The sequence below is a fragment of the Halostagnicola sp. A-GB9-2 genome (genome assembly GCF_030068615.1).
Classification (GTDB): domain Archaea; phylum Halobacteriota; class Halobacteria; order Halobacteriales; family Natrialbaceae; genus Halostagnicola.
The window spans coordinates 388,520-413,298 of the sequence record NZ_JASJOC010000001.1; the positions used below are offsets into that span (position 1 = coordinate 388,520).

Annotated in this window: 28 protein-coding genes; 12 read left to right on the plus strand and 16 right to left on the minus strand. The window is 61.0% G+C overall.

Annotated features, from left to right (window positions below):
* Positions 1–14 precede the first annotated feature (14 nt).
* The gene (locus QNM96_RS01970) at positions 15–398 is read right to left on the minus strand and encodes a cyclophilin-like fold protein (RefSeq protein ID WP_283834327.1); all 384 of its coding nucleotides are present in this window, start codon (positions 396–398) and stop codon (positions 15–17) included.
* Between the two features lie 192 nt (positions 399–590).
* On the opposite strand from QNM96_RS01970, the gene pyrG reads away from it, so the two are divergent.
* From pyrG to QNM96_RS01985, 3 genes are read left to right on the plus strand one after another with little or no spacing between them, the layout of a single operon-like run.
* On the plus strand, positions 591–2,288 hold the full coding sequence (gene pyrG / locus QNM96_RS01975) for a CTP synthase (glutamine hydrolyzing) (RefSeq protein ID WP_283834328.1): 1,698 nt from the start codon (positions 591–593) through the stop codon (positions 2,286–2,288).
* Positions 2,288–3,205, plus strand: a complete 918-nt coding sequence (gene guaA / locus QNM96_RS01980; RefSeq protein WP_283834329.1) for a glutamine-hydrolyzing GMP synthase — start codon at positions 2,288–2,290, stop codon at positions 3,203–3,205. Before pyrG ends, guaA begins: the two co-directional genes overlap by 1 nt.
* Before the next feature lies 1 nt (position 3,206).
* Positions 3,207–3,527: a CTP synthetase gene (locus tag QNM96_RS01985; protein ID WP_283834330.1), complete on the plus strand. Its 321-nt coding sequence runs from the start codon at positions 3,207–3,209 to the stop codon at positions 3,525–3,527.
* Between the two features lie 486 nt (positions 3,528–4,013).
* On the opposite strand, the gene QNM96_RS01990 is transcribed toward QNM96_RS01985, so the two are convergent.
* From QNM96_RS01990 to QNM96_RS02020, 7 genes are all read right to left on the minus strand, one after another.
* Positions 4,014–4,751: a 5-formyltetrahydrofolate cyclo-ligase gene (locus QNM96_RS01990; RefSeq protein ID WP_283834331.1), complete on the minus strand. Its 738-nt coding sequence runs from the start codon at positions 4,749–4,751 to the stop codon at positions 4,014–4,016.
* A 96-nt stretch (positions 4,752–4,847) separates the two neighbouring features.
* Positions 4,848–5,375: a pyridoxamine 5'-phosphate oxidase family protein gene (locus tag QNM96_RS01995; RefSeq protein WP_345782521.1), complete on the minus strand. Its 528-nt coding sequence runs from the start codon at positions 5,373–5,375 to the stop codon at positions 4,848–4,850.
* A gap of 115 nt (positions 5,376–5,490) precedes the next feature.
* Positions 5,491–6,048 (minus strand): molybdenum cofactor biosynthesis protein B, encoded by a 558-nt coding sequence (locus QNM96_RS02000; protein ID WP_283834333.1) that lies wholly within the window; start codon positions 6,046–6,048, stop codon positions 5,491–5,493.
* A gap of 105 nt (positions 6,049–6,153) precedes the next feature.
* Entirely contained in the window at positions 6,154–6,441 is a 288-nt protein-coding gene (locus QNM96_RS02005; RefSeq protein ID WP_283834334.1) for a transcriptional regulator, read from the minus strand.
* A 3-nt stretch (positions 6,442–6,444) separates the two neighbouring features.
* Entirely contained in the window at positions 6,445–7,062 is a 618-nt protein-coding gene (locus QNM96_RS02010) for a hypothetical protein (RefSeq protein ID WP_283834335.1), read from the minus strand.
* 13 nt (positions 7,063–7,075) lie between these two features.
* Positions 7,076–7,972: an ABC transporter ATP-binding protein gene (locus QNM96_RS02015; RefSeq protein WP_345782510.1), complete on the minus strand. Its 897-nt coding sequence runs from the start codon at positions 7,970–7,972 to the stop codon at positions 7,076–7,078.
* Positions 7,969–8,829, minus strand: a complete 861-nt coding sequence (locus tag QNM96_RS02020) for an ABC transporter permease (protein ID WP_283834337.1) — start codon at positions 8,827–8,829, stop codon at positions 7,969–7,971. Before QNM96_RS02020 ends, QNM96_RS02015 begins: the two co-directional genes overlap by 4 nt.
* A 234-nt stretch (positions 8,830–9,063) precedes the next feature.
* On the opposite strand from QNM96_RS02020, the gene QNM96_RS02025 reads away from it, so the two are divergent.
* Positions 9,064–9,375, plus strand: a complete 312-nt coding sequence (locus tag QNM96_RS02025; RefSeq protein WP_283834975.1) for a hypothetical protein — start codon at positions 9,064–9,066, stop codon at positions 9,373–9,375.
* 52 nt (positions 9,376–9,427) lie between these two features.
* On the opposite strand, the gene QNM96_RS02030 is transcribed toward QNM96_RS02025, so the two are convergent.
* The gene (locus QNM96_RS02030; protein WP_283834338.1) at positions 9,428–9,745 is read right to left on the minus strand and encodes a hypothetical protein; all 318 of its coding nucleotides are present in this window, start codon (positions 9,743–9,745) and stop codon (positions 9,428–9,430) included.
* Positions 9,746–10,005: 260 nt separating this feature from the next.
* The gene (locus QNM96_RS02035; protein ID WP_283834339.1) at positions 10,006–10,560 is read right to left on the minus strand and encodes an NUDIX domain-containing protein; all 555 of its coding nucleotides are present in this window, start codon (positions 10,558–10,560) and stop codon (positions 10,006–10,008) included.
* A gap of 162 nt (positions 10,561–10,722) precedes the next feature.
* Here QNM96_RS02035 and QNM96_RS02040 point away from each other — a divergent pair, with 162 nt between their 5' ends.
* The 5 genes from QNM96_RS02040 (at position 10,723) to glmU (ending at position 14,793) form a co-directional block, all read left to right on the plus strand.
* A complete protein-coding gene (locus QNM96_RS02040) occupies positions 10,723–11,388 on the plus strand; it encodes a PHP-associated domain-containing protein (RefSeq protein WP_283834340.1) in 666 nt (221 codons plus the stop codon).
* 59 nt (positions 11,389–11,447) lie between these two features.
* Positions 11,448–12,038, plus strand: coding sequence for a DNA-binding protein (locus QNM96_RS02045; protein ID WP_283834341.1), 591 nt, complete (start codon positions 11,448–11,450; stop codon positions 12,036–12,038).
* Complete coding sequence (locus QNM96_RS02050; RefSeq protein WP_283834342.1) at positions 12,031–12,534, plus strand: metal-dependent hydrolase; 504 nt, start codon at positions 12,031–12,033, stop codon at positions 12,532–12,534. The genes QNM96_RS02045 and QNM96_RS02050 overlap by 8 nt, the downstream gene beginning before the upstream one ends.
* Before the next feature lie 310 nt (positions 12,535–12,844).
* The gene (locus QNM96_RS02055) at positions 12,845–13,489 is read left to right on the plus strand and encodes a hypothetical protein (protein ID WP_283834343.1); all 645 of its coding nucleotides are present in this window, start codon (positions 12,845–12,847) and stop codon (positions 13,487–13,489) included.
* Positions 13,490–13,611: 122 nt separating this feature from the next.
* Positions 13,612–14,793: a bifunctional sugar-1-phosphate nucleotidylyltransferase/acetyltransferase gene (glmU, locus tag QNM96_RS02060; protein ID WP_283834344.1), complete on the plus strand. Its 1,182-nt coding sequence runs from the start codon at positions 13,612–13,614 to the stop codon at positions 14,791–14,793.
* A gap of 55 nt (positions 14,794–14,848) precedes the next feature.
* Here the strand turns inward: glmU and QNM96_RS02065 are convergent, their stop codons facing one another.
* The 3 genes from QNM96_RS02065 to QNM96_RS02075 form a co-directional block, all read right to left on the minus strand.
* Positions 14,849–15,640 carry a VOC family protein gene (locus QNM96_RS02065; protein WP_283834345.1) on the minus strand — a complete coding sequence of 264 codons (792 nt, stop codon included), beginning with the start codon at positions 15,638–15,640 and terminating at the stop codon, positions 14,849–14,851.
* 102 nt (positions 15,641–15,742) lie between these two features.
* Positions 15,743–17,404: a Na+/H+ antiporter NhaC family protein gene (locus QNM96_RS02070; protein ID WP_283834346.1), complete on the minus strand. Its 1,662-nt coding sequence runs from the start codon at positions 17,402–17,404 to the stop codon at positions 15,743–15,745.
* 107 nt (positions 17,405–17,511) lie between these two features.
* On the minus strand, positions 17,512–18,621 hold the full coding sequence (locus tag QNM96_RS02075) for a GTP-binding protein (RefSeq protein WP_283834347.1): 1,110 nt from the start codon (positions 18,619–18,621) through the stop codon (positions 17,512–17,514).
* 255 nt (positions 18,622–18,876) lie between these two features.
* Between QNM96_RS02075 and QNM96_RS02080 the strand changes: the two genes are divergently transcribed.
* Positions 18,877–19,080 (plus strand): hypothetical protein, encoded by a 204-nt coding sequence (locus QNM96_RS02080; RefSeq protein WP_283834348.1) that lies wholly within the window; start codon positions 18,877–18,879, stop codon positions 19,078–19,080.
* A gap of 304 nt (positions 19,081–19,384) precedes the next feature.
* Positions 19,385–20,365, plus strand: coding sequence for an arsenic resistance protein (locus tag QNM96_RS02085; RefSeq protein WP_283834976.1), 981 nt, complete (start codon positions 19,385–19,387; stop codon positions 20,363–20,365).
* 41 nt (positions 20,366–20,406) lie between these two features.
* Here the strand turns inward: QNM96_RS02085 and QNM96_RS02090 are convergent, their stop codons facing one another.
* The 3 genes from QNM96_RS02090 to QNM96_RS02100 all read right to left on the minus strand — a co-directional run bounded on the left by QNM96_RS02090 (position 20,407) and on the right by QNM96_RS02100 (position 23,072).
* On the minus strand, positions 20,407–21,675 hold the full coding sequence (locus QNM96_RS02090; protein ID WP_283834349.1) for a tRNA(Ile)(2)-agmatinylcytidine synthase: 1,269 nt from the start codon (positions 21,673–21,675) through the stop codon (positions 20,407–20,409).
* Between the two features lie 378 nt (positions 21,676–22,053).
* Complete coding sequence (locus tag QNM96_RS02095; RefSeq protein WP_283834350.1) at positions 22,054–22,389, minus strand: 2Fe-2S iron-sulfur cluster-binding protein; 336 nt, start codon at positions 22,387–22,389, stop codon at positions 22,054–22,056.
* 140 nt (positions 22,390–22,529) lie between these two features.
* Positions 22,530–23,072 carry a hypothetical protein gene (locus QNM96_RS02100; RefSeq protein WP_283834351.1) on the minus strand — a complete coding sequence of 181 codons (543 nt, stop codon included), beginning with the start codon at positions 23,070–23,072 and terminating at the stop codon, positions 22,530–22,532.
* A 175-nt stretch (positions 23,073–23,247) separates the two neighbouring features.
* Here QNM96_RS02100 and QNM96_RS02105 point away from each other — a divergent pair, with 175 nt between their 5' ends.
* Entirely contained in the window at positions 23,248–24,657 is a 1,410-nt protein-coding gene (locus QNM96_RS02105) for a geranylgeranyl reductase family protein (protein ID WP_283834352.1), read from the plus strand.
* The last annotated feature ends 122 nt before the right edge of the window (positions 24,658–24,779 follow it).

Genomic DNA, 24,779 nt, shown 5'->3' on the forward strand with positions numbered 1-24,779 from the left:
TGGAGCAGAACGGCTCAGTTTTCAGCGTCGTGTCGTTCGAAACGGATCCGCGTACCACCCTCGAGATCGGAAAGTGGTGACACGTCTTCGAGCGTCGCGATTACGTTCACGGGCGCGGCCGCTCGCGGTTCGCCGTCGGTGCTCGCGGGCGTCGGCCCCCAGAACAGACAGAGCTTGTTGCCCGTCGGCCAGTAGGCGATCGCGCCGATCGGGACCGCTTCAGCCTGGTTTTCGGACGGAACGTCGATCGGAACGTCGAAGTATAGTTCGTCGCCCCAGCGGGTGGCCTCGCCCTCGAGCGGGAGCGCTTGCTCGAGTGCGTCCCGCGTTGTGGGAGCGGCTTCGTTCCACGTGGCCTCGAGTTCGCGGTCGCCAACACTGATTCGAAGATCGGTCATAGCGTCACGGTCGAACGGCGGGTACGTAGTTCTTCATGGTTAGTCGATGAACGCCACGGTCGTCAGTGGACAAACGGTTGGCGGGGACGTGGCATCGACGTGGCACTCGAGTTCGCCGTCGGAGAGTGACACTGATTCGCGGAGCGGGTGCCATCCCGAAATGGTTTTCAACCGCTCGCGCGCACACTCGGTATGCCGACGGACTCGGACACTAATTATGACCCCACACTGGGGAACAAGTTCATCTTCGTCACCGGCGGGGTGATGTCGGGACTCGGCAAAGGGATCACGGCCGCCAGCACCGGCCGTCTCCTGAAGAATGCCGGCTTCGACGTCACCGCGGTGAAGATCGATCCGTACCTGAACGTCGACGCTGGGACGATGAATCCCTACCAGCACGGGGAGGTGTACGTGCTCAAAGACGGCGGGGAAGTCGACCTCGACCTGGGGAACTACGAACGGTTCCTCGACATCGACATGACGTTCGATCACAACGTCACGACGGGGAAGACCTACCAGCACGTCATCGAGAAAGAGCGCGCGGGCGACTATCTGGGCAAGACGGTCCAGATCATCCCCCACATCACCAACGATATCAAGCGTCGTATCCGCGAGGCCGCGGAGGGAAGCGACGTCTGCCTCGTCGAAGTCGGGGGAACCGTCGGGGACATCGAGGGGATGCCTTACCTCGAGGCCCTGCGCCAGTTCTCCCACGAGGAAGACGAAGAAGACATCCTCTTTGCACACGTCACGCTCGTCCCCTACTCGAAAAACGGCGAACAGAAGACCAAACCGACCCAACACAGCGTCAAGGAGGTCCGTTCGATCGGGCTCCAGCCCGACGTTATCGTCGGCCGCTGCGACGACAAACTCGACCCCGAAACCAAGGAGAAGATCGCGCTGTTCTGTGACATTCCGACCGATGCGGTGTTCTCCAACCCCGACGTCGAGGATGTCTATCACGTCCCGCTCGTCGTCGAAGAGGAGGGGCTCGACGACTTCGTCCTCGAGAAGTTCGATCTCGAGGACGAGGCGCTTCCCTCCGGCGAACGAACGAAGGAGTGGCGGGAGGTCGTCACGACGGAGAAATCGGGCGAAGTTGATATCGCACTCGTCGGAAAGTACGACCTTGAGGACGCCTACATGTCGATCCACGAGTCGCTCAAACACGCCGGCTTCGAGGTCGGCATCGACGTGAACGTCCACTGGGTCGCGGCCGACGAGATGGCCGAGGGCCACGACGGACAGCTCGCGGACGTCGACGGGATCATCGTTCCCGGTGGCTTCGGGATGCGCGGCACCGAGGGCAAGATCAACGCGGTTCGGTACGCTCGAGAGAACGACGTGCCGTTTCTCGGCCTCTGTCTGGGCTTCCAGATGGCGGTCGTCGAGTACGCCCGTAATGTGCTCGGCTTCGAGGGCGCGCATTCGGCGGAGATGGACGAGGAGACGCCGCATCCGGTCATCGACATCCTCCCCGAACAGTACGAGGTCGAAGATATGGGCGGCACGATGCGGCTCGGTTCGCACGAAACCCAGATCGAGCCGGGAACGCTCGCCGCGGATATCTACGGCGGCACGTCCTGTACGGAGCGACACCGCCACCGCTATGAGGTCAACCCCGAGTACTTCGAGAACTTCGTCGACGAACCGCTGTCGTTCTCGGGAACGGCGGGCAACCGAATGGAAATTCTCGAACTCGAGGATCACCCGTACTTCTTCGGAACCCAGTTCCACCCCGAATACAGCTCCCGTCCCGGCGATACGAGCCCGCCGTTCCTCGGTCTCGTCGAATCGATTCTCGAGGAAACGGCGGACGGAAACGTGGACGGAGAGACAGACACAAAAGCGGATGCGGACACGCAGAACGGACAAGAGGTAACTTACTAATGGTAGATACGGATACGTTCGTCCCCGAGGCAGTCGAAGAGATCGAAAACGAGATCGGCGACGCGAACGCGGTTATCGCCCTCTCGGGCGGTGTCGACTCGTCGGTCGCGGCCGCGCTTGCTTACGAGTCGATTGGCGACCAGCTCACGCCAGTGTACGTCGACACTGGGCTTATGCGCAAAGGCGAGACGGACCAGATCCGCGAGACGTTCTCCTACATGGACAGTCTCCGCATCGTCGACGCCAAAGACCGGTTCCTCGAGGCGCTTTCTGGCGTCACCGACCCCGAGGAGAAGCGGTCGGTGATCGGCGAGCAGTTCATCCGAGAGTTCGAACGCGAGGCCAAAGACGCCGATGCGGATTACCTCGTTCAGGGGACGATCTACCCCGATCGGATCGAATCCGAAGGCGGCATCAAGTCCCATCACAACGTCGGCGGACTGCCGGATATCGTCGATTTCGATGGCATCGTCGAACCGGTCCGAGACCTCTACAAGGACGAGGTTCGCGAGGTCGCACGCGCACTCGACCTCGACGAACTCGTCGCCGAACGGATGCCGTTTCCTGGCCCAGGACTCGCCGTTCGAGTCATCGGCGAGGTCACCGACGAAAAGCTCGAGGTCGCTCGCGAATCCTGCCACGTCGTCGAAGAGGAACTCGAGGAGTACGAGCCGTGGCAGGCCCTGGCGGCTGTAATCGGGAAAGCGACCGGCGTCAAAGGCGACAACCGAGTTCACGGCTGGGTCGTCTCCGTTCGCTCGGTCGAGTCACGGGACGGGATGACCGCTCGCGCCCAGGAGATCGACTGGGAGACCCTCCAGCGAATTCAATCCCGAATTACCGGCGAGAACGAAAACGTCTCGCGGGTCGTTTACGACGTCACACACAAACCGCCCGCAACCATCGAGTACGAGTAAGATGGATGCAATCGTTTCCGGGCCGGACGAGGACGGAATCGGCGAGGCGCTCGAAGAAGAAGGTGTTTCCGTGACCCGCCTCGAGGGTACCCTCACTCGCCCGCAGCTCGAGGAGGCAGGTATCGTCGAGACGGACCTGTACGTGCTGACCGACGTCGGCCAGTCGACGACGGTTCCGATCGCGGTCGATCTGAACGACGGCCTCCGGACGGTCGTCTACGCACGGGATACGATTCCGGAATTCGTTCGCGGACAGCTCGACCTCGCACTCGATCCCGAGCTGATGGAGCCGGCGATGGTCGCAGAGGAGCTTGTCGACTGAGTCTATCGATCGTATAAGGCGTATAACTGCGGTATAAACTATCTATTGCCAGAAATGGGCACTTTGAACTGTGGTTAATTGCGTGGTAATTCGGCATAAGAGGGGAATACCATCGCCATCGTTCAAGTAGGATACGGCGATACCAAGAAATGGAGGTCGACGGGCACACCCACACAAAGGCACCCACCGCCTTGAACCCGTGACTTCCAGCAACCCCACCACAGCACCCTTCCCCCCACCATTGCCACACCGTTTTGCCGACGCGGGCTCACTGCACCGACCCGCGTCGCTCTTCGGATGGCTGTCGGGACACTATGTCCCGACGTGGATCCTCAAACCGATCACCCATTGGATCCAACGAGTTGTCTGTGTTTGCGAGCGTCCCGGCCGACCGCAGTTATCGGACCGCGATGAACTGCAGACATACGTTGCCGGGCGTTCTTCTCGAGTACCCGAATAGGCTCCGGTATCCGCGGATATCGCGGTTCAGTCTCGGATTCGATTCAGGACGGGAATCTCCTCGAGTCGATCGTCCGAAAGGAGCCCCCAGTCGATACCGGTCGGGTTTCGATTGTCGACGGACCCGGACGGCCTGTAGACATGGTCCGGAGTAACGATCACGTCCATCGAAACGTCGTGATCGTCAGTGGGAATTTCGTCGTCAATACATTGGCGTTCGTGGACCGTCGTTGCGACCGGCGTGTCGTCGTCGACGAGAGCCAATTCGTGGAGTATCGCGTATTCGAGATCGCTGTATCCCTCGCCTTTCCCGATCCGCGCCCCGGCGCTCGAGTGTTGCTCCCCCGTCCCGACCGCGACGCTCCCAGAAACGATCAGATCGATATCCTCGACAGCTTCGGGACCGACCTGCACGCCGTGTTTGGACGACCCCGAGACCGTCGTCGCGTCGTCGTAATCCTCAAGCTCGTCGGGGTCGAGTCGGAGGAAACACTTCTCGTCGCGGAGGCGAGGAACGGCCATGTAGACGGTTTTTCCCTCGCACAGGGCACGTCGTCGCACCGGAAGCTGTGGCGCGTCGGGGTTAGCCTTGATCGTCTCGGCTCGTTGCCACTCCGGTTGGTCGGCCAACCGTTCGGCCGCCACCTTCGCGTCGGCGAAGTTCGGGATGCGCCCGTGGGGCGGAAACGGAAACCTGGCTTCGCCACTCTCCTCGAGGTCGTTCCAGACGCGCTCGCGAATCTCCTGTTTGGTAGCGTCGCTCATGAGTCGTTTTGCGGTTGGTCGCTGATCGAATATGTGCACCGGTCGCGCCACGTCGAAGTGTATCGGCCACACTATGTCGACCTGTTAGCGAGGGGATCAGGACGAACGGTCGCCCGAAGTATCGACGAAGCTCCATTTCGTGGCATCTTCCGGATAGTCGCTCCACGCGAGCACGGTCGTCGGCCGAACGGCGAAAACGGGTGTGCCGTGGGGGACACCGTACTTGTCCTCGTAGGCCTCGTCAATTCGCTCGAGAAGTCTTTCGTCCGCCTCCGTGGCGGTGCATTTCTCAGCCCGTCCCTCGAGAATGACGACCGATTCCGCGTCCTCCGTGTGGACTGTGATTACGGGCGCAGACTCGAGGTTACGAACCCAGCGAGCGCCTTCGCCGCCGCCGCAGTGAAACGTTTCCTCGAGCCAGATCCCCCAGATCGGACGCGCGTGCGGTCGGCCGTCGGGACGGGTCGTCCCAACCCAGAAGAACTCGTCTTTGGACAGTCGTTCGGTGACGAACGACCACGGGAGGAGACCGGTTTCGTCGTCCGGGATTCCGTAACTCGCTTCGGTTTCGGGCCTCGAGACACGTCGCTCCGGATCGGGTTCGGTGCTTTTCGGCAGATCCATATTGCGGTCGGGTGAGTTGGACATCGTTCGTCCGTCTCGACGCCAACAACCAAGAACCTCTCCGTCGACGGAGTGCGCTTCGCTTCTCGAAAAGGACGCGTCGATCGTCGGCTCCTCAGTCGTTTTTCCGCCCGTTTCCGTTCGCCAGCGCGGTGAGTCGGTCCGCCTCGGGGATGATAATTGATTCGCTCGCGATCCGTGTGGCGACAGGGTTGTTCGGCAAACAAAACACGGGGATACGCTCGCTGACACCGGCGAGCGTTCGACTAGCGACGACGCTCGTTCCGATCTCGTCGTAGGAGACGAGGTGGAATAGATCGACGAACGCAGGTAACTCCTTCTCGAGCAACGGGTCGACGGCCTCGACGGTCACGTCGTCTGGTTCGATGCCGGTCCCGCCGGTGGTGACGATGATGTCAACGTCGTCACGGTCGAGGAGTCGGGAGATCTTCGACTGGACATTGTCGTGGTCGTTCGCAATGAGTTCCCGCGTAGCGATTTCGTGACCGGCGGCCTCGAAAGCGTCAACGATCGCACCGCCGGCCTCGTCTTCTTCGATCGACCCGTTGGAGGTGATCGTCACGACGGCGATACAGAGTTTGGCGCTCGTGTCGGATTCCTCGAGCGAGGAATCCTTGTCACTCGGTGTCCGCTCGTCGCTTTCTGCAGTCATGGACGCGTGTTCGGCCTCGAAGGGGTAAAACGCTGTCCCATCGTGGAGAGTCCCAGATGAACGTGTGAATATCGCTTCTCCGGCGAGTTGCAGTACTACCACTCCTCACGTATCGAGGCCGTCGATTAAGCTCTCGAGAGTTTCGACGTGTGCTTCGAACAGTTCGGTTCCGCGATCGGTAAGCCGGTAGGTCGTCTGCGGTTTCCGATCGACGAACTGTTTTTCGACTGCGACGCAGTCCTCGTCTTCCATTCGTTCGATGTGACTCGCGAGGTTTCCCTCCGTTATCTCGAGGTCGTCTTTCAGGTCGGTGAAACTCGTCTCTCCGTTCGCGTAGAGAGATGCGAATATCTGGAGTCGCGTCGGCTGGTGGACGAGTTTGTCGAATTCCATTGGTTAGTAGCGTCGTGAGAGGGTGACGTACGCAACGAGACAGTACAGCGCGTAGCCGACACCGAAGACCGCAAACTCCGCGTTCTCGAGTGCCGAGATGTGAGGGATGGCCGCAACTAGCGTGAGAATCCACCCGCCGCCGACGTAGAAGGCGTACCGATCGACCCGTCTAATGTTGTACGCCTCGAGTAACTGCCCCATGTAGAGATACGCCATCCCCATCAGCGAGCCGACGATGACCAACCAGAGTGTGAGAACGTCGCCCTCGAATCCACCCAACAACGGTCTTATGCCGATGATCGCCGCAATCAAGCTGGCGAAGATGATGTAGTGCCAGAAATCCCAACTCGGAATGCCGCTCGTGGGCCGGTCGTAGGCTTTCTGGATCCGCCAAAGGACGAACTGGTGACCGAGAAAAACGCCGACGGCCGTCGCAGTGAGCCACCACGAGAAGCCATCGTTGAGCCCGAGTTGCATGAGCGGAAAGAGCAGCCCGACCCCGATTCCCTCGACGATCCAGAAGCGCCACCAGTAGGGGTACGCAGACTGGAGGCCCATGGCCTCCTTGATCTGGCCGATTTCGTCCTGTAGCGTTTCTGGATCAACGTTCTGGTCACTCATATTCCGTGGTCACTTATTCGAAGTCGTCGTTATTCGAGGCACTGTTCGTGTAATAGTTAAAGAGGTCGGTGTACGTCGGATCGACGACCTCGAGTGCCTGGTTCGACTCGAGAGCGGCGTTCGTCTCGGACTCCGGTTGCTGGTCGTCGGCTGGGAGAAAACCGCGAATCGTCCCGTTCCCCTGGAACACCTCGCCGCCGACAACGACGGAAGCGAGTTGTTCCGAGTTCGAGAGCGTCGTTTCGACGACCTGCGGAACGGAATCGAACAGCGTATCGGGCGTTCCCGTCGTCACCACTCGCCCGTCCGCAACGAACGCGATTCGGTCCGCGATATCGGCGTCCATTGGTCGGTGACTCGAGACGATGATCGTCTTTCCGTCGGCCTGTTTCTCTCGAATCAGGCCGTGAACGACCTGGATCATCGAGAGGTCGAGCGCGGCCGTCGGCTCGTCGAGGAGGTAGATCGGCACGTCGATGCTCAAGGCGATTGCCAACTCGAGTTTCCGGACCATGCCGCCAGAATAGTCTTCGACCGGCTTCTCGAGATCGGCGTCGATCTCGAGCAGTTCGACGTACTCGCGCCAATCGTCGGTGAAGTTCGGGTGGAGTTGCTCGTAGAACCGCAGGTTCTCCCGTCCGGTGAGTCGATCGACGCAGAGGGCATCCTGCAACAGGAAACTCGTCGTGTCGGATCGCGCGGTCGGATCCTCGCCGAGTACCTCGATACTCCCTGCGGACGGGTGCTGGCTTCCCGCGAGACAGGAAAACAGCACGGACTTGCCGACGCCGTTGGGCCCCAGTACCGCGAGCAGTTCGCCCGATTCGACGGCGAGATCGACGCCCTCGAGAACGCGCTCGTCACCGAAGGATTTCTCGACACCCTCCGCGAGAACGGACGGCTGGCTCACGGCCACCACCCTCGTTTGTAGAGGACCTTATTGAGGAGAACCGTCCCGACGACGAGCGCAACCGCGGCGTACGCGAAAAGTGCGAGCAGATATTCGGGTCCCGCGGGCAGTGCCGGCGGAGCCACGCCGATCTCAACCCACTCCTCTCCGGGGACGAGATGGTAGACCATGAGCCGCGTCGGAAGCGTGTTCGGGAGGTAGTTCATCAGTTCGCCGTCGATCGGGGACATCTCCGCGTTGACACCGTTGAGTCCGGTCAGAACGTACCCGGCGACGGCGATCATGGGAACTGCGTACTCGGCGACGCGTTCGTTCTTCGCGGCGGCGATAAACGGAAGGGCCACGATCATCCAGAACACGCAGGTGAGCGCGAACGCGCCGAGAACGATCGGTATCGATTCGGGCCCGCGGAGTCCGAACGAGGCACCCGTGAGGACTCCCGCGGCGAGCGTCAGTCCGAACGCGACTGCGGCGAGACAGAAGCCGGCGAACATTCGCCCGCCGAGATCCGCGGACGGGGAGATCGGCATGGATCGATAGGCCTCGTACCGACGGTCCTCGAGGTCCGTCGCCAGTTGATAGCCGAACACGTACAGACAGATGTATACCGCGCCGAAGACGCCCGTGCCGACCGCCCAACTCGCCAGCATCGTTTCCGGAACGTCACCGCCCTGCATGCTAAAGAGCAACTGCATTCCGGGAGCGAGTGCCACGACCGTTCCGAGCAGTATCCAGCTGTTCAAGACTTCTCGAAGGCTTCGCTCGGAGAACGCTCTCGCTTGCGAGAGCCATCGCCTCGAGCGCGATCCATCCGCGAATCCAGGTTCATGTTCGTCGGCTGTCGTCTGTGTTGCCATTCTCTTTCGTCAGTACTCGACACCCTTACCACACAAAATACTTTCTACTGCAAAGTCACTTTGTAGCACAAAGTAGCTAGGTTCACGGAACGGGGCCGGGAGAAAGGGGAGTACGGACGAAGAAGGGGATTGACTGAATACAACCGAATTTCCGACCGTGTTTGGTGGTGATCGAACGGAATCGGGGAACCCGGAACCGTGACCCCTTTGATGGCACGCTCCAAACGGACAGGTGTGACCTCGAGCGACGACAGCGGATACGTTCACGACCCGGCCGATTTCGACGACGAACCGGCTGGGCCGGGGGATGAATCGGCGAACGAAGAGTGGCTCGAGAACCCCGCACACCCCGAAACGGCCGACCGGGAGTTCGGAAAACGAGGCTGGGTACTCGTGGGCGTGATCGTCTACGCGTTTATTATCTCGCCGCTCGCGATCATGTTCTGGCCAATGGATGTCTCCTACCGGTTCGCACTGTTAATTTTACCGCTGGTACCGGCCGTCCTCCTCGCGGTGACTGCCGTCTGGGCGACGACGCGGGCATAGACCGGTTCGTCTCTTCGAACAGGTGCAAAAAAGCGACCGAGCGGTACCGCTTTTATTGACCGCCGAGTTCGGGGAGAGTGGCCTCGAGACGCCCGAGGACGATTCTGCCGTGATCGACGTCCGACGGGGGCGTCTCCGGCGCATCGATATAGTCTGTAAGGATTTCGTGAACGCGGTTCGCTTGCTCGCGAGTAAACGTTCTCCCGTCGGACTCGATCGTTTCGACGACCTCGAGCGCCCAAGTCGGCGGAATCGCGTCGTCGTCGATGGCGTCGTCGACACGTCGTGCCACCACGTCGTGAACGACCCACTGTTCGTCTCGAGAGAGATCGACTTCGTACGTCTCGGTTGTCGGTGGCGAGGAACTCATTTCGGTACAGGGACCGATTTCGTCGGCCCACAGACGACGATACGGACGGGGGTGTTATAAACTTTGTTAGCGTATGACATACGACAGAAATTCGTTATTTCCCGGCAGACTTCAGGTGAACGTTTTCGAGTGAACGACTTCGCGGTCGGTGTATATAGGGGACTGGCAAATACCCTTACCAAGCACTCGCAACCGAAGAAACAGCGCTTTCAGCGCAGTGATCTTATTCTGCGGAAAACCGCTTCGACGTTGATCGTCGACTAATTGGTGTCTCGACGCATGGCGATTTCGAACCACGGGCAGAGACGAAGTTGTCGATACCACTCCGGGTTGGAGTGAAGCCGTTCGTACGGGACCCACATCAGGCCCGCAACTTCGTCGACATCCGGCTCGAGCGTCTTATCCGCTAGCGTCAGTTTCAGGACCGCACAGACCTCGTGTTCGACGCCCTGATTCTCGAAGTATCGTTTGTACTCGAATCGGTCGGTAATCCGGAGATCGTCGTACTGTTCGGGGCTGATACCGAGTTCCTCCTCGAGTCGTTCTCTCGTCGCCTCTTCCTGGCTCTGGCCCTCGACGGGGTGGGAAGCGACGGTTCCGTCCCAGTGGGTCCCCCACAGCCGTTTCTCGGGTGCACGTTGGGCGAGCAGAACGTTATCGTCCCGGTCGAAGACGAGCGAAGTGAACGCTCGGTGGCGGATTCCCTCGCCTGTGTGCGCCTCGAGGCGGTTGACCAGACCCTGTTCCGTGTCGTCTGAATCGACGGCGATTACGTCCTGTCCGGCATTTTCGTGTAGATCGTCGGCCGCGTTCATACCAGCACAATCAAACCGGCTCGTAAAACCAGTACCGACTCCGGAACGAAATCCGGTCGGCGAACGAGAGATCGGCATCGAGGCAGGGTCGAGTCCCGTTTAGAACGTCCGAAGCGTAGCGAAATGTCAAGGTCAATGTCACTGGCGAACCAAGACGCTGCCATGTTCGCCGTCGATCTCCACGCACACACTCGGTTCTTCCACGGCCACCGACGCCTCGGCGATCGGTTCGATCCGTACGGATTCGCACTCCTCGCTCGAGCTGTCGACCGCCGTGGTCTCGACGGGGTCGCGACGACGAATCACGATTACTCGAGGGCGTTTTCGGATTCGACGATCACGGCGATTCCGGGGATCGAAGTTTCGACGACACACGGCCATGTATTGATAATCGGCCCAAATCCGCCGATCGAGACGGTCCCGCTCGAGTACACGCCGTGGGAGGTCGCCGAGATGGCCCACGATCGCGACTGCGTGGCCATCGTCTGCCATCCCTGCCGAAACAGCACGGTCGCGGACCTCGAGGGAGTCCCGTTCGATGCCGTCGAGATCAACGGGAAGCATCCGCGGACGCGTCCGGTCGCGGCGGAGCTGGCGACGGCTCACGGCGTCCCGTTGGTAGCGGGAAGCGATGCGCACCTCCCGTTCGAGGCTGGTCGGGCGTACACGATGATCGACGCGGACCGACTCACTCCCGAATCGGTCGTCGAGGCGATCCGGGAGGACCGCGTCGAACCGAGGGTCGCAACCACTCGAGTTGATCAAGTAATTCGACGCGGTTACCGCACACTCCACCGGCGAAAACACGGAGAAACGCGTTCAGAGTGAGCGCGCCACGGGCACCCGACCGACACCACCAAGTACCGACCCTGTGACCCACCGAACGAATGGATCGGCGACGAAGACTCGCAGTCGGCTTCATCCTCTCGCTCGCACTCCTTGGGCTCTGTGTCCACTACGGGGCGACCTCCGACGAATCGTGGCCCCACCCAACCGGCGATCAGCTCGCCGAGAATCAAGACGAGTACGTCGGCGAGCGCGTGTTGCTATTCGGCGACGTACAAACGATCGGCGACGGGACGATCACCATCCACGTCACCGACGACGACGGTGACGTCGCCGCCGAACTCGAGGTTCGAAACGTCGAGCCCGACAATGACCTCGATCCGGGCGGTTTCGTACAAGTCTACGGGGTCCTCGAAACGGAGTCGACGACGTCGCTGGACGGATATATGGACGCCGAAGAGCTGGTCGTCGTCAACCAGAGCCCCGACGCAACCCTGTACAAGCACGTCGTCTCGGCTATCGGCGGACTGCTCGCCGCTGGATTCTTCCTTCGACACTGGCGGATCGATTACCGCCAACTTCGATTCGAGCCCAGAGACGAAACGCCGTCCCGCTCGAGCGGATCGGGCGATAACGGCGACTCGAACTCAGGCGCGACAAACGAGCGAGAAGGGGTGAACACGCGTGGCTGAACTCCTGTCGCACGTTCTCTTTGCCTACGCGCTGTTCACTGTCGCGAGCTGGCGACTGGAGTGGCTCTCGAAGCGATGGGTCCCAGTCGCGGTGGTAGGTGCCATCCTGCCGGACCTGAATCGTATCGGGCTTCTCCTCGGGGAACCCACCATCGAGGCGGCCCTCGGCGTTCCGTTTTCTTTCGATGCGATTCACACGTTCGGGGGCGTCCTTGTTCTCTCTGGAATCGGTGCGATCGCCTTCGACAGACGACGGCTGCTGGCGTACGGCATCCTCGTGGCTGGCGCGCTTTCACACCTTCTGGTCGATGCCCTCAAGCTGTACGCCGACGGGAGCGCCGCCGCCTGGTTGTATCCAGTGACGTGGTATCGACACCCGTCGCCGAACCTGTACGTATCGTCGGATTCCGGTGTGCTCGCGGTCGCCGGGGTTCTCGCACTGAGTGTTTGGCTGATCGACCGATATCGGGTCGACACGACCAAGCAGTCCCCCTGAACGACTCGGGTTCGCCTGGACACCGATACCAACCGGACTCATCGAACGTCGATACACAATCGGGCCCTCTCGAGCGATCCGTCGCTGGTCGCCGCCGTGTTCGCGCTTGAGCGTCCGATCGAACCCACAGAGGGGAAGCTCTTTGTGAACGTATCCGGTTTAATCACGTATGATCGTCGCGGGTGAGCAATGTCGATAATCGACAACGGGCTGTCCGATAGTCCCAACACAGTCCGGATTTCGAGTTTGGCGGCCCCCGTCGCCATCGACGCGCCCGCTCTCGAAGCCGTTCCGATCCGTTGGCCTACCCATGACTAACAACGCACTCGAGAAATCGCGCGTCGTCGGGTTCGTCCGACGGTGTCGATCCGTTCTCCGGGCACTTCTCGAGCCGCCCAAACGTGCGGGCAGTCGACTCGCCAGATACGTGAGAGGGTCGTACATCTACCGGTGGCTCACAACCGAACCCGAACCGGAGGTCATCGTGATCGACCTCCGCGAGACCTATACCGTCGGGCCGTTCATCCGCGGGTTCGATCGCGTTCTGGAAGGCCTCGTGGCAAGCTACGGGGGCTCGAGAACGGAATCGCTCGTTGTGAACACATCCGAAGCAGGTCGGGCGCGCCCGATTCGGATGCTGGGGATTGTCGGAATCGCCTTCGTGACCGTCTGGCTACTCGCCGCAGGCCTGACAGGCGCGCTCTCGACGGGGTCGATCGCGGGACAATTCGTCCTCCTCGGCGTATCACTTCTCGCGCTCCGATCGACGCGTTCGCTCGAGCAGGTGCTCGAAACGCGAACCGCAAAGGTGCTCGTTTCCGCGTTCGAACCGCCCGAACCGCCCTCTCGTGCGAGCGAAACAGAACGGTCCCGATCGTCGCCTTCCGACGAGCCACTGCAGTCATCGCCTTCCGACCAAGTGACTCAGTCGCTCGAGGAGTCGGACGACGCTTGAGGGAACCGTTTACCGGCCACCCGAAACGTCCGGCGTCGTTTCTTTTCCGACGGCGTTGCCCCGGCCCAGTCAGTGAGGATCGAACCACACCATTAACTCGCGGCCCATAGTAACATCGTTCGATGAAAGCTGTGGTTCTCGCCGCCGGAGAGGGAACGCGAATGCGTCCGCTCACCGCGACCGCCCCGAAACCGATGCTCCCGGTCGCCGACCGCCCGCTGGTTGCACATACCGTCGACGCGGCAATCGACGCCGGCGTCGACGAATTCGTGCTCGTCGTCGGCTACGAGTCCGACGCGGTCGTCGACTACTTCGGCGACAGCCGACGGGGCGTCCCGATCAACTACGCGGTTCAAAGGGAGCGCGCCGGGACGGCGCATGCCGTTTCGACCGCTCGAGAACACCTCGACGGTCCCTTCGCCGTCCTCAACGGGGACAATCTGTACGATCCCGATGCGATCGATCACCTACTCGAGTCGGAGCCGTCGATCGGCGCGATCGAAGTCGATAACCCGTCGAACTACGGCGTTCTCGAGACCGCAGGTGGGTCCGTCGAGAGCATCGTCGAAAAACCCGCGAAGCCGCCGACGAACCTCGCCAATGCCGGCGCGTACGTCTTCCCCGAGGCGGCGGCTGGCTGGCTCGAAGTTCCCGAAAGCGAACGCGGCGAACACGAGATTACGGACGTGCTCGCGAAGACGATCGACGAACACGACGTGACGCCGGTCGTCATGGACCACTGGATGGACGTCGGACGCCCGTGGGAACTGCTCGAGGCAAACGAGTGGAAACTCGGCGAGCAGGACCGACGACTCGAGGGCGAAGTGAGCGACGACGCGAAGCTCACCGGCAACGTCGTCGTCGAGGAGGGCGCGACGGTCGAATCGGGGGTCGTCATCGAGGGCCCGGCGATGATCCGATCCGGCGCGTCTGTCGGGCCCAACGCCTACGTTCGCGGCGCGACGCTGATCGACGAAGGCGCGTCCGTCGGCCACGCCGTTGAAGTGAAAAACAGCGTCCTCATGGCCGACGCGACGGTCGGACATCTTTCCTACGTCGGCGACAGCATCCTCGGTCGAGACGTCAACTTCGGGGCCGGAACGACCGTCGCGAACCTCCGCCACGACGACGAACCGGTCGAGTTTACCGTCAAAGGAAAGCGCGTCTCGACGGACCGGCGAAAGTTCGGCGTTGTCCTGGCCGACGGCGTCAAGACCGGGATCAACACCAGTCTGTATCCGGGTATCAAACTGTCACCCGAGACGACGACCAGGCCGGGCGAAGTCGTCGAACGGGATCGGTGAGAAGTCGGCAGATGATCCGGCTCCGTTCCGAGATTTCGAAACCGAACCAGTAATTCTAGAACGGGAACAGCGAGTCGGCGTTTGGATCGCGAGTTAACAGTTCGATCTCGTGGCCGTCCTGGTCCTTCGTGAACGCGTACATGTTGTCGTTGCTCTCAGGATCTCGGTAATCGGCCGCTTCTCGAGTCTGTAACTGCTCCCAGTCCTCTTCGAGGTCGTCGACTTCGACGCAGAGGTGGCCCCAGGCGTCGCCCATCTCGTAGCTCCGCCCGTCGTAGTTGTAGGTGAGCTCGACGGTCATCGCCTCCTCTGCGGCCCCTTCGGGTTTCATGAAGTAGTTCGCGAAGGTGTCGGACTCCCAGCGGCCCACGTGTTCGTACTCGAACTTCCGGGTCCAGAAGCCGATGGCCTCGTCGGCGTCCTCGACGCGGATCATGGTATGATCGAGCGACCACTTCGCGCCGTGGTCGCGCTTGACGATCTCGATCTCGTGGCCGTCGGGATCCTTGACGAACGCGTAATTCCCGTCGCAAGATTCTGGATCGCGGTAGTCCTCGACGCCCTCGTCCATCAGCTGCTGGTAGGAGGACTCGAGTTCGTCCTCGGGAACGCGAACTGCAATGTGACCCCACGCGTCGCCGACCTCGAGGGCGTCCTCGCCCTCGTTGTGGGTCAACTCGAGCATCGCGCCCTCCTCGTGCATCTCTTCGGGGCCGAGGTAGACGATGGTGAAGCCGTCGCCCTCGTGGCGGTCTTTCTCCTCGTAGTTCAGGTGGGTCTGGTACCACTCGAGGGAGTCGTCCAGATCAGCAACACGGAGCATAACGTGATCGAGCGTTCCGTCCATGTCCAAGAGTACGTTAGATAAATCTAAAAGCGTGGCGAAGGCGGCGGGCTATTCGATGAGCAGCTTGTCTGGGAGGAGTTGACCGATCTAATCGTCGAACGATCACTCGGATTCGTCGTCGGCCGCCGGTGCACTCGAGGCGACAGGATCGACGCCCCGCCGGCGCGCGTCGAGTTCCGAGAGTCCGTAGACGAGTCCGACGAGCAGGAGAACGCCGAGCGGGAGAAAGACGATCGGCGGGACGTTTCCGAACCCGTACAAGAGATAACAGAAGACTACGACGGCCATCACGGTTCCCGCATAATAGAACTGCGTCCGAACGTGGTCGATCAGGTCAGCGCCGGTAAACGTCGAGGAGAGCACCGACGTATCGGAGATCGGGGAGGTGTGATCGCCGAAGATAGCCCCCGAGAAGACGGCACCGACGACGACGGGCATCAGTTCGAACGAACCGGTGAGCTCGTAGGCGACGGAGATGGCTATTGGAGTGATGATCCCCATTGTCGCCCACGACGACCCCATCGTGAACGCCACGAAGGCGGCGACGAATAAGATGACGAGCGGTAGGATCTCGATCGGGAGGAAGTCTCCGACGGCGAGAGCGACGAATTCCCCGGTTCCCAGGGCCTCGGCGACGTCGCTGATCCCCCACGCGAGGACGAGAATCGTCACCGCCGTGAGCATTAGACTGAATCCGTCAAGCACCGTCTCAACGCTGTCTCCGAGGTCGAAGAGACCGTATCCGATGCCGATCGCGATCGCCGTCGCAACCATGGCGAACGAACCCCAGACCAGCGCGCCAGCGAAATCGCCAAGACCGACGATGTCGACGAGCACCTGCACCAGACCCGTTTCGTTCGCAGCCTCCGAAAGTGTCGTCGGAGCGCCTTCTTCTGCCTGCTCGGCGACCCATTCCTCGTGACCAGTCTGGAACGCACCGGCTAACGTGACGGCGATGAGGACGACGACAGGCGCGAAGAACGTCCGAAGCATCGGTTTCTCGTCGATCGGTTCGCCGAGATCCTTCTCGACCTCCTGTAACGGTTGGGCGTCCTCGCGGCTGACCTTTCCGGTCGACCGCGAACGGCGTTCGGCGGTGAGCATCTCTCCGTAGTCTCGACCCGTATAAACGATGATTCCGACCATCACGATCGCGAGCAGCGCGTAGGTGTTATACGGGATGGATCCGACGAACGTCTCGAACGCCGAGGGCGTTTCGCCCGCGGTATCGAGTCCGTCATAGGCGTCCGCGATGAGCGAGAGCTGAAAAGCGACCCAACTCGAGAGGCCAATCGTCGCCACGGGCGCGGCCGTCGAGTCGACGATATATGAGAGCTTTTCGCGGGAAATTCGGAGCTGATCCGAAATCTCGCGCATCGTGCTTCCGACGATCGCCGTGTTCGCGTAGTCATCGAAGAACATGAGCATTCCCAATCCCCACGTCGTCAGGCCGACGTTTCGTTGGGTCTCGAGGCGGGCCGTCGCCCATTGCCGGACGGCTGTCGCGCCGCCGAGACGCCAGATGAGCGCGACCCCCGAACCGAGCAAGAGCGTAAAGAGCAATATCTGGACGTGAAAGCCGTCGTCGGCGATAATCGCGCCGACGATCCAATCGAACGTTTGGCCGATACCGAGACTCTCGGTGTAGATAATTGCACCAGACCAGATGCCGACGAACAGCGAGAGCATCGGTCTACGGGTTACTATTGCTAACAGGATTGCCAGGAGCGGTGGCAACAGCGAAAGGGCTCCGAACTCAGACATGCTCGGAGAACGGACTATCGGCGGAAATAATTCCCGGATCGATACGAGTACTGAGAACGTCGGTGCGATGGAAAATTTCGGAGCGGATTATCCGTCGGAACCAGTCCTCACCGCCGGAGAATCAACTTGAGCACGTCCTCGTCCTCGAGCACGTGCTGATCGCCGACCTGCTGTTTATCGTGGGTCGCGCTCGGGCCCGAAACGCGAGCGAACCGGAATCGCTCTTTCATCTCGCCGCCGAGTTTGTCGACTGCATCCTCGATCGTCGAGCCGCGCTCGAGCATGAGCGGTTCCTCGTAGTCGACGCCTCGGCCTGGCTTGTCCATGTAGACCCGAATGAGATCTAAGTTCTTCCAGAGGCGATCCTTGAGCGCCTCGAGACCTCTCTCCTCGTCGGCGCTGATGAACGTGACTTCCTCGGGATCGAGCCCGCGTTCGCGAAGTTGCTCGTCGACGGTCTCCTTGTAGTCGGGTTCGATCAGGTCGACCTTGTTCACGCAGGTGATCGAGGGAATGTACTCGCGATTTTCCATCAGGCCGTCGATCAGTCGATCGATATCGACCTTCTCGCCGAGGTTCACGTCGGCGTTGACGTAGCCGTGTTCGCGCAACACGTCCGAAATCGTTTCCTCGTCCAGATCCTGATCGGCGCTCGAGGTGATCTTGATACCGTCTTTGATCTTGGGGCGAACGGTCACCCGCGGCGGTTTCTTATCGACGCGGATGTTGATGTCGTAGAGTTCTTCTTGTAGTCGATCGTACTGCTCAATCTCGAACACCGAGAGGACAAAGAGGATGAGGTCCGCGTTCCGCACGACCGAGAGGACCTGTTTGCCGTCGCCCTTGCCCGTCGCCGCGCCCTTGATCAGTCCCGGGACATCGAGCAGTTGCATGTTCGCCCCGCGGTGTTTGCACATTCCGGGGTTGACATCCAGCGTCGTGAACTCGTAGGAGCCGGTCTCGCTTTCGGCGTTGGTCAGCGAATTCAACAGCGACGACTTGCCGACGCTCGGAAAGCCGACCAGCGCGACGGTCGCATCGCCCGTCTTTTCGACATCGTAGCCGGTACCCCCACCCGCCGAGGACTGATTTTGAAGCTTCTCTTTTTTCTCCGCGAGCTTCGACTTCAACCGGCCGATGTGCGCCTCCGTCGACTTGTTGTAGGGCGTGCTGGCGATCTCTTCTTCGATTTTGTCGATCTCCTCCTCGAGCCCCATTTGCCTAAACGCAACCGTTCGTCCCGAAAAACCCTTTCCATGCGACGCGGCGAACGAGATCCAGTTGCTCCCACAGCGTTCAATTCCAGTGAGATATCCCACCAGTAGCTCACACCTCACAATAGGCTAGCGACTAGAAACTACCAACATTGTGTGGATTTGTTTTATCGTCAGTGAAAGTGCTTATTTCATTACCAATACTAGCCGAATTCCGACACACATAAAATGGGTCGTAAGCACTGTCAAGCTACGATAATGTCAAACCCGTCGCAACTGCGTGATAGCACCCAAATCGTCGTTCATCGTGAGGTGCTCCGAGAGTACGAGACGCAGTTAGCCGACGAGTTTACCGTCACCGTCTTCGACGAGAACGACGAGTACTGTCGGATCATCGGCAGTCCGGTAGAGATCAAAGAAGCGAGCGAGTTCCTGGTGCGACGCGGTGTGAACATCGCCTGATTGTGATTCGCCCTCGAGTGGCGACAAACCCTGTTGAATGCTCGAGAGTTCGTCGGAGAGAGAGAGTGCCCGTCGTGCTCGGCGGGGGACTCCCAGTGGGGGGAGTACGATGTTCCGGGCTGCCTCGAACTGATCGGCGGAGAGATCGCTCCAGGTGCTGACACGCAACTGGTCCGTGCTCCCGAGTAGCTCGTCACACCCTGCGAGAGCGGTCGCCGAGCCGGCCGCCATCGTCGACAGAAATCGGCCTCTCGAGGGAGCACGATCGAAGCACCTTCACGAACTGAATCCATTAGCAGTTCCCGTGAACGTCGTCGAGCGGTTCCAGACCGGGTTGGTGCTGGGCGGAATCGTAGTCGGGCTCGGCGCCGGCCAGATAGCCGGCGTTCCGACGATAGCGGAGTCGCTTCTCCTTCCCTTTCTCATCGTCATGCTCTTTGCCGCGTTCGCCGGGATTCCTCTTTCGAAGCTCCGACGAGCCTTCGGGAATCGTCGCGTGCTCGGTGCGAGTCTCGGTGTGAACTTTCTGTGGAATCCACTGCTCGCGGTCGCGCTCGGAGCGGCCTTCCTGGTCGATCACCCCGCGCTCTGGGTCGGTTTACTCATGTTGCTCGTGACCCCCTGTACCGACTGGTACCTGATCTTCACCGATCTCGCGAACGGCAACGTTCCCCTCGCGACTTCGTTGCTTCCCTACAACCTCGTTCTCCAGCTCGTCTTGCTTCCGGTCTATCTGTCTGTCTTCGCCGGCACGCTCGTCGACCTCCAGCTTGGATTTCTTCTCGAGAGTGTCCTTCTCGTATTGTTCGTCCCACTGGTCCTCGCGGTGGTCGTTCGCCGAATCGTCGTTACGCAAAAGGGCGAAACCTGGCTCGAGAACCGATTCACTCCGATCCTCGGCCCGACGCAGGTCGTCTTTCTTTCGCTCGCGATCGCGGCGATGTTCGCCTCCCAGGGCGACGTGCTCCTCGAGCGACCCGACGTCCTGGCGGTGCTTGCCGTTCCCGTCCTCGCCTTTTATGGTATCAACTTCCTTCTCGGTCTCGCGATCGGTCGGGTCCTCGACTTTTCCTACGGCGAACTCGCCTGTTTCAACTGTACGATCCTCTCTCGGAACTCCCCGACCGCGCTCGCGATCGCGGTCGTTGCCTTTCCAAACGAACCGCTCATCGCGCTGGCGCTGGTGATCGGTCCCTTACTCGAGTTGCCGCTTTTGGCCGTCGTCTCGAGACTCCTCCGGGGGGTAGACGAACGGGGATGGGACGACCTCGAGACGGTCTCGTAGAGCCAACAGGAACCCACCCTCTCGCGAGACGAACCGTCGTGCTACCGTTCCGGATGTGTCGGTGCGTCGAACCCGCCCCGAATCAGGGGTTTCGCGATGTGTCGACGCGCACACGGCGGCACTTCGTACCAGCCATCCTCGAGATCGCGCTCGAGCGGGATGAGCGGTTTTTCGTCCGTGTCGGTCCCACAATCCCGACAGCGATAGCCCTGATCGCGCCCGGCGCTTTTCATCGTCCGGCCGCAGTCGGGACACGTCGGCGTCACGCGTTCGGTTTCGACGAGTTCCCGAACCCCGAGCTTCTCGAGTTTGAGGGTCCCACGCGAGACCTCGCCGCAGACGGTGATCCGATCGCCGACCCGAAGCGAGCGCACCCGGTCGCGGAACCGCTTAGTCGGCTCGAACGCGGCGCACTCGAGACTGTTCTCCGCTGCATCCTCGAGCGTGACGAAGACGTGCCCGCCGCGTCTCGTTTCGGGGGCAGTTGCGACCCGGCCGTCGAGTCGATAGGCCCAGCCGTCGCGGGCTGTCGCGATCGTTCCATCGCGAAGGTGTGCGTCGGTTCCTTGGTTCGTGAGGAATAGCCGGCTCGAGTCGATGGGCTCGGCGTCGATCCGATCTGCGACCCGCCGGACCGTTTCGGAATCGTCGCCCCGGATTCCGTGGAGAATCGGACCGGGCGTGTGGGGGACACAGACCGTCTCGTCTTCGCCGCAGTCGACGGTGTCCCAGACGTCCGGATACCCCCACTCGGCGGCGGCGAAGACGCTCTCGTGATCGACTTCACGCGTCGTTCCCCACCGCTCGGGCTCGCGATAGCTGATGTACTCCGCCGTCCACTCACTGAGCGATCGCCAGCTTCCGATCGCCGCCAGCGCGCCGATGCGTCCGCGGCCGTTACCCGCGCCCCAGGATCGATACCCGCGCTCGTCGATTAGATTCGCGGCCTCGGAAATCTCGAGGTGATCGCGAATCGCATCGACCGCGAACGCGCCGACCGATTCGGGGATCGACTCCGGTCCGTGGTCGGCGACGACGAGCCCCGGATTCGTGCGCTCGTCGGCCGTTTCCGCCAGCGACTCGAGTGAGTTGTGCGCGATCTCGAACGCGCGATCAAAAGCGCAGTCGGCGTGAATCGCGAGCGCGGCGTTTCCGCGGGTTTTGTGCTCGACGGCGGGATTGAGCCGAACCAACAGGAGTCGAGCGATGTCGCCCTCGTCGCGGAGTTGCTCCGCGATCTCGGAAGCGACGTACGTAGTACACATCCCCCGCTCTCGAGAGTCCGTATCGTCGAGCCCGACGATGGTCATTGGCCGTCGTTAGCGGGCAAAGGGGTAACGCCTTTCGGAGCGCTCCCGAGTTGGGAGGGGAGTTTGGGTCCGGTCCAAGAGGACCGCGGACGAGTTTCCACTCTCGATGTGGAGGCGGAAGCGGAGTGTCTCGACCAGTTTTGCCATCACTTCGAGGTACGGTATAATTGGTGTTAAACGTGTCCGAACGCCGTTAATGTGGGAGATCGTACGCGCTTTACCCCCGCCCGCGGTGGGGCGGGATACTCGCGCTGTTTTCAGCTATAGATCGCGAGCGCGGCGAAACAGGACTCTCTGTACCAAAGACGGGGCGACGGAGAAAAGCGACGTGACGGCAGTACCGCAGCGGAGACGAAAATCGGGCGGGGAGCCGAACGGTTAGTCGTCAGCGGTCGCCGTCTCGTTTCCCCCCTCCGAATCGATTTCGGCTTCGATGCTCGGCGGGTACTTCCCGCGCTCGAGTTTGAGGTCGGATTCCGGACGCGCCATGCAGGTGAGTGCGTAGGCCTCGGCCTCGGTCTCCGTGAGTCCACGGGCCGCGGGCTGGGTAACCTCCCCTTCGATGATTTCCGCAGAACAGGCCAGACACATGCCGACGCGGCAGGAGTACTCCTGGGCGATACCCTCCTCGAGACAGCGGCTGAGAATCGTCTCCTTGTCCGAGCAGGTGATCGTCTCGTCAGTGCCGACGAACTCGACGGTGTACTCTGTCATATCGCTCGATACGAAAGACCACATTAAAACTCTTTATTACGGATCTGTCGTGTCGGTACCGACAAAACTCGTTCTCGAGTACTGATTCTACCCGAGACAGGAGTCTCGAGCACCGTGACAGCGATGAGTGTTTTCAAGGGCTACTCGGTGGAGCCCTTCGAACGCTCGTGGTACCAGCCGCCGAACGCGCCGAGGGGGACGATCAACCAGCCGGCGAACACGAGCGCGAACTGGAACGCCGGAAGCGCGAACGCGAACGCGAGGACGATCGACTCGACGGCCGTTATCGCCCCGCCGAGAAGGTTGTAAAGCGCGATTACCAGCCCGACGCTCAACCCGCCGGCAACCATGCTCACCATCGACGTGCACGTGCCGAGTACCGCGCCGAGCAACGGGTCGGAGGTTTCGGGATCGATCTGTCGCCAGAGGATAGTCCCGACGACGAGCGAAGCCGGAATCGCGAGCGGGACGAAGAACGCCCCCGCGAGGACGCCGAAGCTGACGAGGTCCTGGCCGGAGACGGCCGCGAGCGCCCCGGTGTGTAAGAGAACTATCGACGCACCAAACCAGAGCACGACGGCGAGCAATCCGGTCGCGGCCATCGCGATGCCGCCGCCGATATCGTGCCGGTCAGCGTAGGGAAGTCGCCCGGGACCGAACCGGCGACACAGTGATCCAGACATTATTATAACAATTCGGACACAACAACCTAACTTCTTGTATCTAGTTTCGGATATGTCGTTCTATCCCTCGAAACCATCGGCGGTCCCATCGCCGCTTCTCGATTCGCGTTCTGACCCTCTCGAATCAACGAATAACACGAAAAACGTTTTCTTACCCGGGTGACCACTCATAGGTATGAGTACGCAGGAACAGTCGGCTGCCACTACGACGCCCGAGACGCGCTCCCCCGACGTGGTCGTCGTCGGTGCGGGAACCGCAGGTTGCTACGCGGCCGCGACGGTCGCACAGGAGGGCTACGAAGTTGTCGTCCTCGAGCGGAAAACCGAAGAAGAGGCGGGCCACATTGCGTGTGGCGACGCGTTGAAGGGAGCCGACGCGTTCCCCGACGCCATCCCCAAGTCCCAACTCGAGCCGGCGTTTACCAACACCGGCGTCGACCATGGCCGCTTCGAGATTCCACAGGAAGACACCGTCCTCGAGATCCCGGTTCCGGGCGAACTGGCCGTCATCGACCGCTGGGAGTACGGACGACGACTCATCGAAGGAGCCGAAGACGCGGGCGCGGATTTCCACTACGACACCGTCGTTCAGGACGTTTTACAGAACGGCGACGACGGGCGAGTGACCGGCGTAAAGGCGATGTGCAAGGGCCAGCCCCGGACCTACGAGGCTGACATCGTTATCGACGGCGCAGGTTCGCTTTCCGTGCTGCAGGATCACGTCGACTTCTCGGGATCCACGTTCGATACCAACGTCAACTACTCGCAGTTCTGTTCGGCCTACCGGGAGATCGTCCACGTCGAAGAACCGGTCGAATGGGACGACGCGCTGGTCTTCAAACCGACCGAACGCGCGGCGGGCTATCTCTGGTACTTCCCGCGAACCGACACCGAGATCAACGCCGGACTGGGCTTTCAGATGACCGAGGAACCGATGGAACTCGTCGACGACCTCAAACACGACCTCGAGAACCGCGAGGAGTTCGAGGGTGCCGAAGTCGAGGACAAACTCGGTGCCGCGCTCCCGACGCGCCGACCCTACGATTCGGCCGTCCACCCCGGATTCATGTCCGTTGGCGACGCCGCGGGCCACGTCAACCCGACCACCGGCGGCGGAATCGCCGGCGCAGCTTACGCCGGAAGCTACGCCGCCGACCAGGCCATCGAGGCCCTCGAGACTGGCGACTACAGCGAGGAAACCTTCTGGCGATACAACGAGCGCGTTATGGACCACTTCGGCGCACGATACGCGGCCCTCGACGTTTATAACATCCTCTCGACGGCGGTCGACATCGACGATCTGATGGGACTGCTCGCCGCGATGCCCGGCGACAAGCTCGCCGAAGCGCTCTACTCGGGAAGCGCGGATATCGGACTCAAGCTCAAACTCGAGTCGCTGATCAAGAGCCGCGGCCACTGGGGAACCATTTGGAACCTCTACCAGACCAAACAGCGAGCCGACGAGTTGCTGGCCCATTACGAAGACTATCCCTCGAGTCCGGCCGATTTCGACGCTTGGCAGGCCGAACGCGACGAGTTGATGGAACAGGTCTACGAGACGACGGGTGCGGATCCGAAGTACTGACGCCGCGACTAGCCCGATCGTCGACTCGCTCTCGATACGCTCTTTTGCTCGGTTCGATGGAATTCTCGAAGAAGAGACACGGGTTAATAACGATCTCCTAACGGTTGTCTCGCCTGGCCCTC